6 protein-coding genes are annotated in these 8,326 nt (G+C 66.7%); 4 read left to right on the top strand and 2 right to left on the bottom strand.

Going from position 1 to position 8,326, the window contains the following annotated elements:
- Positions 1–66: 66 nt before the first annotated feature.
- The gene (glgP, locus tag VGE27_RS08665; RefSeq protein ID WP_331049256.1) at positions 67–2,247 is read right to left on the bottom strand and encodes an alpha-glucan family phosphorylase; all 2,181 of its coding nucleotides are present in this window, start codon (positions 2,245–2,247) and stop codon (positions 67–69) included.
- 248 nt (positions 2,248–2,495) lie between these two features.
- On the opposite strand from glgP, the gene thrA reads away from it, so the two are divergent.
- Genes thrA through VGE27_RS08650 form a run of 3 tightly spaced genes read left to right on the top strand, consistent with a single transcriptional unit; the run spans position 2,496 to position 7,162 of the window.
- The gene (gene thrA, locus VGE27_RS08660; RefSeq protein ID WP_331049255.1) at positions 2,496–5,048 is read left to right on the top strand and encodes a bifunctional aspartate kinase/homoserine dehydrogenase I; all 2,553 of its coding nucleotides are present in this window, start codon (positions 2,496–2,498) and stop codon (positions 5,046–5,048) included.
- Positions 5,045–6,382, top strand: a complete 1,338-nt coding sequence (gene thrC / locus VGE27_RS08655) for a threonine synthase (protein ID WP_331049254.1) — start codon at positions 5,045–5,047, stop codon at positions 6,380–6,382. Before thrA ends, thrC begins: the two co-directional genes overlap by 4 nt.
- A gap of 42 nt (positions 6,383–6,424) precedes the next feature.
- Entirely contained in the window at positions 6,425–7,162 is a 738-nt protein-coding gene (locus tag VGE27_RS08650; RefSeq protein WP_331049253.1) for an SDR family NAD(P)-dependent oxidoreductase, read from the top strand.
- Positions 7,163–7,172: 10 nt separating this feature from the next.
- Here VGE27_RS08650 and VGE27_RS08645 read toward each other — a convergent pair whose 3' ends face one another.
- Complete coding sequence (locus VGE27_RS08645) at positions 7,173–7,844, bottom strand: hypothetical protein (protein WP_331049252.1); 672 nt, start codon at positions 7,842–7,844, stop codon at positions 7,173–7,175.
- Between the two features lie 207 nt (positions 7,845–8,051).
- On the opposite strand from VGE27_RS08645, the gene VGE27_RS08640 reads away from it, so the two are divergent.
- Positions 8,052–8,326: DUF4403 family protein (locus VGE27_RS08640; protein ID WP_331049251.1), on the top strand; the 275-nt coding region annotated here is incomplete at its 3' end.

The following is an 8,326-nucleotide window of genomic DNA, read 5'->3' as shown; positions in this document are numbered from 1 at the left end:
TGACGCGTGGAGTGCCGACGTCGGCATGCTCATCGAGTCGTGGTGGAAGTGGAGAAAGGCACGGCCTTACGCCGTTGGCGGATCGTCGGGCAGGGCGTCGCCAAGAATGGACGGCGCGTAGTAGCCACGGGCGTACTCTTCCACCATGCGACGTGCGGTGAACTGCTGCCCTGCCACGCGAACGGCGTGCTTCATCATCAGCAGCCAACGACGCGGCAGTTCGCTCTTGTCGCGGTCGTAGTAGCGCGGTACCACTTCCTGCTCGAGCAATTCATACAACCGACGGGCCGTGCTCGATCCCTCATCGCTGTCGACTTCCGGCTCGATGGCCCACCCGTTGTTGCCCTCGAAGCCTTCCTCCCACCAGCCATCGATGGTGGAAAGCTGCGGCACACCATTGAGTGCCGCCTTCATGCCACTGGTGCCCGATGCCTCGAGCGGGACGCGGGGCAGGTTGAGCCAGAGGTCCACACCCTGCACGAGCAGGTGTGCGAGGTGCATGCCGTAGTCCTCGATGAACGCCACGCGGCCTTCGAAGCGCGGGTCACGCGTGAACTGATACACATTCTGCAGCACTTGCTTGCCCGGGTTGTCCGCCGGGTGCGCCTTGCCGGCGAAGACGATCTGCACCGGACGCGCTGAGTTGGTGACCAGCGCGCGCAACCGCTCGACATCGCGGAAGATCAGGTCGGCACGCTTGTACGTGGCGAAGCGTCGCGCAAAACCAATGGTGAGCACATGCGGATCCAGCAGCGTGCCCGCGCCGGCCAACTGTGTGGCTTCGAGCCCGCCCTGCGCAAACGCCCGGCGCGCTTCTTCGCGCACCCGGCGCATGAGCGTGTGCTTGAGGCGCTGGTGCGTGTGCCAGAGCTTCTCATCGTCGAGCGTGAGAATCTGCTCCCACAACGTGGGGTCGTTGCTGTAGCCCCAGGCCGCGCCGAGATGCCCGTCGATCAGCTTCATGACGGGATTGGCCATCCACGTGGCGAGGTGCACGCCGTTCGTGACATGCCCGATCGGCACGCGCTCGGCGTCACGACCATTCCACATCGAGCGGCTCATCTCACGCGTCACGATGCCATGGCGACGGGACACGGCGTTCACGCGCCGCGACAGGCGCATTGACGCCGATGTCATGTGATAGATGCCGGTGCCCGACTCCGGATGATAACCGATGCGGGCAAAGTCTTCGGGCGTGATGCCCATCGACGTCCACGTGGCCTCGCCTTCGGCACAACGCATCACATCGGACACGGCGAAGTGATCGTGACCCGCAGGGACCGGCGTGTGCGTGGTGAACACGCTCGCATTGCGCACACGCTTGACCGCGTCGGCGTACGACATCCCCTCGGCGCACAGCTCGCGGACGCGCTCCACCATCATGAAGGCGGCGTGGCCCTCGTTGGCATGCCAGGCTGCGGGTGCGATACCAAGCGCACGCAGCGCGCGCACACCACCCACGCCAAGCAGCCACTCCTGACGCAGGCGCATGGCCGGACCGCCGGAGTACAGCTTGGAGAGCAGGGGCCGGTCGTCCGGATGGTTCTCTTCGAGGTCGGAGTCGAGCAGATACACCGGCACGCGGCCCACCTGCATCTTCCACACGCGAATGTGAATGTCCCGGCCAAACGTGTTCACGGTGACCAGGTGTCGGGCTCCGTCACGACCCGGCAGCGGCGCCAAGGGCACCGAGCGGAAGTCGATGCGGGCGTCCGAGTCTTCCTGCCAGCCATCGACGCGGATGTGCTGGTCGAAGTAGCCGTTGCGGTACAGGATGCCCACGGCCACGAGTGGCACGCCGAGATCCGACGCGGTCTTGAGGTGGTCACCCGCGAGCACGCCGAGTCCACCCGAGTAGATGGGCACCGAGTTGTGGATGCCGAACTCGGCGCAGAAGTAGGCGACCGGACGGCCACGCAGTTCGGGGAAGGTGCGTGCGTACCAGGTGTGTTCGTCCGAGCGCTCGGCGGCCAGCCACTGCATGGCGCGATCGTAGCTGGCGCAGAACTGCGCGTCCTCGGCGAGTTCGGCCAGCCTTTCGGCCGAGACCAGCTGCAGCAACCGCAGGGGGTTGTGACGCAGCTGTTGCCACAGCGTGTCGTCGATCTCCTTGAAGAGCATCCGCGCATCGCGGTTCCAGCTCCACGCGAGGTTGTGCGCCAGCTGCGCGAGCCCGTTCAGGCGTGCGGGCAGCGTGGGGCGAACGGAAACGAGCGGATTCTGGGAGCCATCAGCGGACACGGGCATCTCGATGGAACGGGTGGTCAGTAGCCTGCCAGGGCAGCGTTCGGCGCCGGGACCGTCACAAAACAGCGATGACGGCGGCCGACCGAAACCTATGCCGTGGGCAGAGGGTGTGGACAGGTGAAGCAGTCCGGACTAGTCTCGGAATGGTATGGAGTGTGCCTTCCGGCACCCCGTTTCCCGGACGAGCGTCATGCGGCCCGCGTCATGCGGCCGATCGCACGCCGCCGGCGACCCGTTTCCCATTGAACATGCCAGCGCGTTCTTCCACGCGGCCTGCCGGTCGCTCGTCGGCCGGTCGTGCGACCGCGGTCGAGGTCTTCAAATTCGGCGGTGCCTCGCTCGCCGATTCGGCAGCCGTCCGCCATGCCATCGACCTGATCCTCGCGCCGCGAACGACGCGGGTGGTGAACGTCGTGTCCGCCCTGGCCGGTGTGACCGATGCATTGCTGGCCATCGCCGCCTCAGCGCGTGATGGGGATGTGAAGGCCGTGGATACGGGCGTCGATCGCCTGCATGCCCGCCATGCGCATGTCGGAGATGGCGTGCTGCCCAACATCCGCGCCCGCAAAGCGCTCCGTCGGGAACTCGATGAGGCGTTCGAGGAGTTGCGTATGCTCGCCCACGGTGTGGCGAGCCTGCGTGAGCTCACGCCGCGCACGCGTGACTTCCTCGTGGCGCGCGGTGAGCAGCTGTCGGCGCGCATTGTGGTGGCCGGTCTCGTGGCGCGAAAGGCCAAGGCGCAGTACGTGGAAGCGGCCGAGATCATCCAGACGGATGGGGTGTTTGGCAACGCTTTTCCCGATCTGGCGGCCACCGATCGTTTGGTACGGGCAACCCTGCGGCCGCTGGTGAAGCGCAAGGTGATCCCGGTGGTGCCGGGCTTTGTTGGCGGCGGCGAGGGCGGGGCACTGGTCACGCTGGGTCGCGGTGGCAGTGACCTCACGGCCACGGTGCTGGGCCGATCGCTCAAGGCCGAGCGTATCACGCTCTGGAAAGACGTGCCGGGTCTCATGACCACCGACCCGCGTCTCGTGCCCACGGCGCGCATCGTCCCGCAGCTGAATGTGCGTGAAGCCGCCGAGCTGGCGTACTACGGTGCGAAGGTGCTGCATCCGCGCGCGCTCATTCCGCTCACGCGGGTGCGGGTGCCGGTGTTTGTGCGTCCGTTCGCTGAGCCCGAGGCTCCGGGCACCGAGATCTCTGTGCGGCATACGCTCCAGCGCTATCCGGTCAAGGCGCTGAGCATCGTGCGTGGTCAGGCCCTCATCACGGTCACCGGCAACGGCATGCTTGGCGTGCCGGGTATCGCGGCGCGTACGTTTGCGGCGTTGCAGCAGGCCGGTATCTCGGTCACGCTCATCTCACAGGCGTCGTCGGAGCATTCCATCTGCCTGTGTGTGCCGTCAGAACGCGGGAAGGATGCCAAGGTCGCACTGGAGCGCGCCTTTGCCCTCGAGCTATCGCGTCGTGAGCTCGAAGGCATGGATGCGCAGACCGGCATGGCCACGCTGGCCGTGGTGGGTCTTGGTATGGCCGGTTCGCCCGGCATCGCGTCGCGCATGTTCACGGCGTTGTCGCGTGCTGGCGTGAACATCGTGGCCATCGCGCAGGGGTCGTCGGAGCTCAACATCTCCGTGGTGATTGCCGAACGTGATGCGGAAGCGGCGGCGCGTGCGGTGCACGACGAGTTCCAGCTCGACAAGATTGGTGGTGGTGGCGTGCGTCGCGACGACCGTCTCGATGTGGTGCTGCTGGGCGTGGGGCAGATCGGTCGTGAGTTGCTGCGTATGCTGCCGCTCAGCCGGCGCCGCGTGCGTCCCACCGTGGTGGGGCTGATCGATCGCAGCGGTTTTGTGTTCGAGCCTGATGGTCTTTCGCCGCGACAACTGGCGAGCGCGGTGGCACTCAAGGCCGCGGGCAAGCCGCTCACGTCGCTTGCGCACGCGCGCAAGGCGTCGGCGCCAGAGGCGGTGCAGTGGATTGCCACGCATGCGCTCGCACGGCCGGTGCTGGTGGACGTGACCGCCGACGATACGCTGCCTGCCATTCGTAAAGCGCTGGCGGCAGACATGGATATCGTGCTGGCCAACAAGAAGCCGCTGTCGGCGCCGCGCGCCGAGGTGGCTGCGCTGCGTGCGCTGGCCGAGCAGCATGGCGCGCGCATTCTGCACGAAACCACGGTGGGTGCGGGTTTGCCCGTGATGGACAGCTACGCCAAGCTCGTGGAAACGGGCGACAAGGTGCTGCGTGTGGAAGGCTGCACATCGGGCACACTGGGCTTCCTGCTCACGGAGATTGGCAAGGGACGTCCGTTCAGCGAAGCGTTGGGCGATGCGATGGCGCGTGGTTACACCGAACCCGATCCACGCGACGATCTCTCGGGCATGGACGTGGCCCGCAAGGCGCTGATTCTCGCGCGCATGCTTGGCTTTGAAGGCGACCTCACCGACGTGACGGTGGATTCGCTGGTGCCGGAGGCGTATCGCAGCATGCCGGTCGCGAAGTTCAAGGCCACGCTCGCCGATCAGGACAAGATGTGGGCCGATCGCCAGGCGGCAGCGACCAAGCAGGGCAAGGTGCTGCGCTACGTGCTGCGTGCAACGCCCACCAAGGTAGCGGTCGGGCTGCAGGCCGTGCCGCTGTCACATCCGCTGGCCGGATTGCGTGGCACCGACAACCAGATCGTGTTCACCACGAAGCGCTACAAGGAACATCCGCTTGTGATCACCGGCCCTGGCGCCGGTCCGGCCGTGACGGCGGCTGGTGTGCTCAACGACATTCTTCAGCTGACGCCCGCATGAGTGCCAACGACGCGATCTTTCTCTCGGCGCACGAGGCGCCGGGCGCCCAAAGCATCCAGCGATGTGATGCCTGTGCTCATGAACTGAACGCGCTGGACGCCGCGCCGGAGTGTCCGTCGTGTGGTGGGCTGCTGGCCATCATTCATCGGGCGCCGGTGGATGTCATGGGCGCGCCGCTTGTCGGCTCGGCACTCTCACAGGTCCTGAGCCCCGCCTCACCTGGTGCACATGTCTCCGGCGTGTGGCGTTTCGAATCGCTCATCATGCCTGGCGCGGGTGAAGCCATCACGAGCCATCCCGAGGGCAACACGCCACTCATGTCGCGCCCGCGCGTGAGCCGCTTTGCGGGATGCGATGGTCTGCTCATCAAGCATGAGGGGTACAATCCCACGGGTTCGTTCAAGGACCGTGGGATGACGGTGGGCACGACGCAGGCCGTGCGCACCAAGGCGACTGCGGTGGCATGTGCGTCCACAGGCAACACGTCGGCGGCGCTCGCGTCGTATGCAGCGCAGGCAGGCATTCCCGGTCTCGTTTTCGTGCCCGCCGGCAAGGTGGCATTGGGCAAGATGGCGCAGACACTGGCCTATGGGGCGACCACGCTGCTCGTGCGCGGTGACTTCGATGCGTGCCTCAAGCTGGTGCAGGAAGCGTCGCGCGAGTTGGGCATCTATCTGCTCAACTCCATCAATCCGTGGCGCGTGGAAGGGCAGAAGACCATCGTCTTCGAGATGCTGCAGCAGCTCGAATGGAGCGCGCCCGATTTCATCGTGCTGCCGGCCGGCAACCTGGGCAACACGGCAGCCTTCGGGAAGGCGCTGCGTGAAGCTCACGCACTGGGACTCATCTCGCGTGTGCCGCGCATCGTGTCGGTGCAGGCCGCTGGTTCGGCGCCGTTCGCGGCGGGCTTCCGCGACGGTTTTGCCACGCGCCATGCCGTGCAGGCGGAGACCATTGCGACGGCCATCCGCATCGGTGACCCGGCGAGCTGGGATCGCGCGGTGCGAGCCATTCGCGAAACGAATGGCTTGGTCATCACTGTGACCGACGACGAGATCATCGAAGCCAAGGTGGTGATCGATGCGTCGGGTGTGGGTTGTGAGCCCGCCAGTGCGGCGAGCGTGGCCGGCGTGCGGCAGCTGGTGCAGTCGGGCGTGATCAAGTCCGGCGACCGTGTGGTGGCGGTGCTCACCGGCCATGTCCTCAAGGATCCGGGCATTCTTGTGGAACTGCATCAGGAGCGCGCAGACTTTGCGGAGGCCAATCGCCCGGTGGAGATCGAACCCACCGTGCAGGCGGTCGCCGATATTCTGCGCCGCTCACGCGCGCACTGAGCGGCGCCCCGCCATCTTCGCGAACGCATCACCACCGGTTCCATGTCTGCTGCTTCACCGCGCCGCACGCTGATCACGGGGGCATCCCGCCCGCTGGGCATCGAACTCGTGCGCCAGTGCCTCATTCGTGGGGACATGGTCTATGCCGCGTGCCGCAACCCGGCGCGCGTGCCCGTGCTGGCCGATTTGCGCGCGCAGTACGGTGGGCTCGAGTTCCTCGCGCTCGACCCGGCCGACCCGTCCATGGTGGCTGATGCGGTACCGGTACTCGAGAATCTCACCGAGACACTCGATCTGCTGGTGCTGGCGCCGGCCGAAGCGGGGCCGCACGACCGCGCGGCGCAGGTGGCGCGCGACGAGGAGCTGTCCACGCTGTCCGGCACGGGGCTGACGGAGCACTATCGCCGTCACGCGGTGGCGCCATTGCTGCTCGTGCGCACGCTGTTGCCGTGGCTGGCTCATGGCGATGGCGCGCGCGTGCTGGTAGTGAGTACGGCGCGTGGGTCGCTGTCCGCCAAACGTGACGGCGGCGGCTACGCGACGGCCGCCAGCGCTGCGGCCCTGCACATGCTCACGCGCGCACTGGCCCACGATCTACGCGACGAGCGCATCGTGGTGTGCCTGGGCAATCCTGGCCGTTACGCCGAATCGCCAGATGATCGTGACGCGCCCGTGCTCATCGAAGACGCGGCACTCGGCTTGCTCGTGCAAACCGAGCGACTCTCACGCGACCGCAGTGGCGTGTTCATCGACTGGACTGGCGCCGATCGCGCGTGGTGAGGAGCGGCTCTCAGTCGCGCTTCTGCAGCTTCTCGCGCTGCTTCTCCAGCGCCGCGTTCTGAATGGAGTCCGCCCGCACCCGCTGCGTATCATCGAGCTTGGCGCGGGCGCGATCGCGGAACGAGTCCTGAATGTCCGCGAGCCGCAGGAACAGTGACCGCATGCCATCCGAGGCGAACGGACCGGCGCCATCGTCGCGCCGTCCGGCGCTGTCCGAAGGCGGCTGCCCCCGTCCAGGGCCACGGCCACCCATACCACCGCCCATTCCACCAGCGGGCCCTTCTCCCTTCGCCGCCGCCGCGGTTTCGTCGGCCGTCAGCTTGCGAATATCGTTGAAAACCGGTGACTGCTTCTCTTCGAGTTCCTTACGATAGACCTTGAAGGTGTCCTGCTGCACCTTCGTCAGTTCCAGCTCTTTCTTGTGATCGAGCAGAAATGCGAGCGGGTCCGTCTGCTTCATGCGATCCCGGGCCATGTCCACCGGCGCGCGCCGCATGCCACCGCCAGGGCCACCGGGACCGCGACCTCCGCCCATGCCACCGCGTCCACCCATACCGCCTCCCATGCCTCCACCGCCCATGCCACCCATCTGGGCGTGCACCAGCGTAGGAGTGGCGAGGACCATGATCAGGGTCGCGGGTACCAACAGCAGAGCGCGGGTGCGTGAACCGAGAGCAGACATGGGAGAGTCGTTGAATCGAGGCGTTTCGTGAGGCTGGCCGTCGCTGTGTGCACGGCGGCGTTCGTGCTGGCCGCTGGCTGTTCAGGAAACCCGTCACCGGACGTGCTCCCCACGCCAGAGGCACCCCCGCAGACTAGCACGCCGCCCGGCTCGACGACACCGCTTCCCGCGACCGCCTCGCCAGCCCCTGGGCCGTCACGCACCGCCATGTCCGGTGCACTCGCCGTTATTCCCGTACGCGTCACCTACGTGCTCTCGGCTCTGCGGCCGGCGCTGGATTCTTTGTTTCCCGTACGGGACTCGCTCTCCGAGGCGCGCTGCGCCAATGCCGCGGGGCTGGTGTGCCACCAGTACGTGTACCGCCGCGACTCGCTGGTTCTCCGCGGCACCGACAACCGGCTTGGCATCGACACGAGGCTCACGTACCGCGCCCGTGTGGGCACCTTGGGTGGCGCCCGCGTGGCGGGCTGCGGTTATGCACC

It is taken from the genome of Gemmatimonas sp., assembly GCF_036405635.1.
Taxonomy (GTDB): Bacteria; Gemmatimonadota; Gemmatimonadetes; order Gemmatimonadales; family Gemmatimonadaceae; genus Gemmatimonas.
This window is presented reverse-complemented; position numbering and strand designations above follow the sequence as displayed.

Coding starts and splice junctions, on each gene's coding strand:
- VGE27_RS08645 (WP_331049252.1), bottom strand. CDS start 7,844: ATGTCTGCTCTCGGTTCACGCACCCGCGCTCTGCTGTTGGTACCCGCG.
- glgP (WP_331049256.1), bottom strand. CDS start 2,247: ATGCCCGTGTCCGCTGATGGCTCCCAGAATCCGCTCGTTTCCGTTCGC.
- thrC (WP_331049254.1), top strand. CDS start 5,045: ATGAGTGCCAACGACGCGATCTTTCTCTCGGCGCACGAGGCGCCGGGC.
- thrA (WP_331049255.1), top strand. CDS start 2,496: ATGCCAGCGCGTTCTTCCACGCGGCCTGCCGGTCGCTCGTCGGCCGGT.
- VGE27_RS08650 (WP_331049253.1), top strand. CDS start 6,425: ATGTCTGCTGCTTCACCGCGCCGCACGCTGATCACGGGGGCATCCCGC.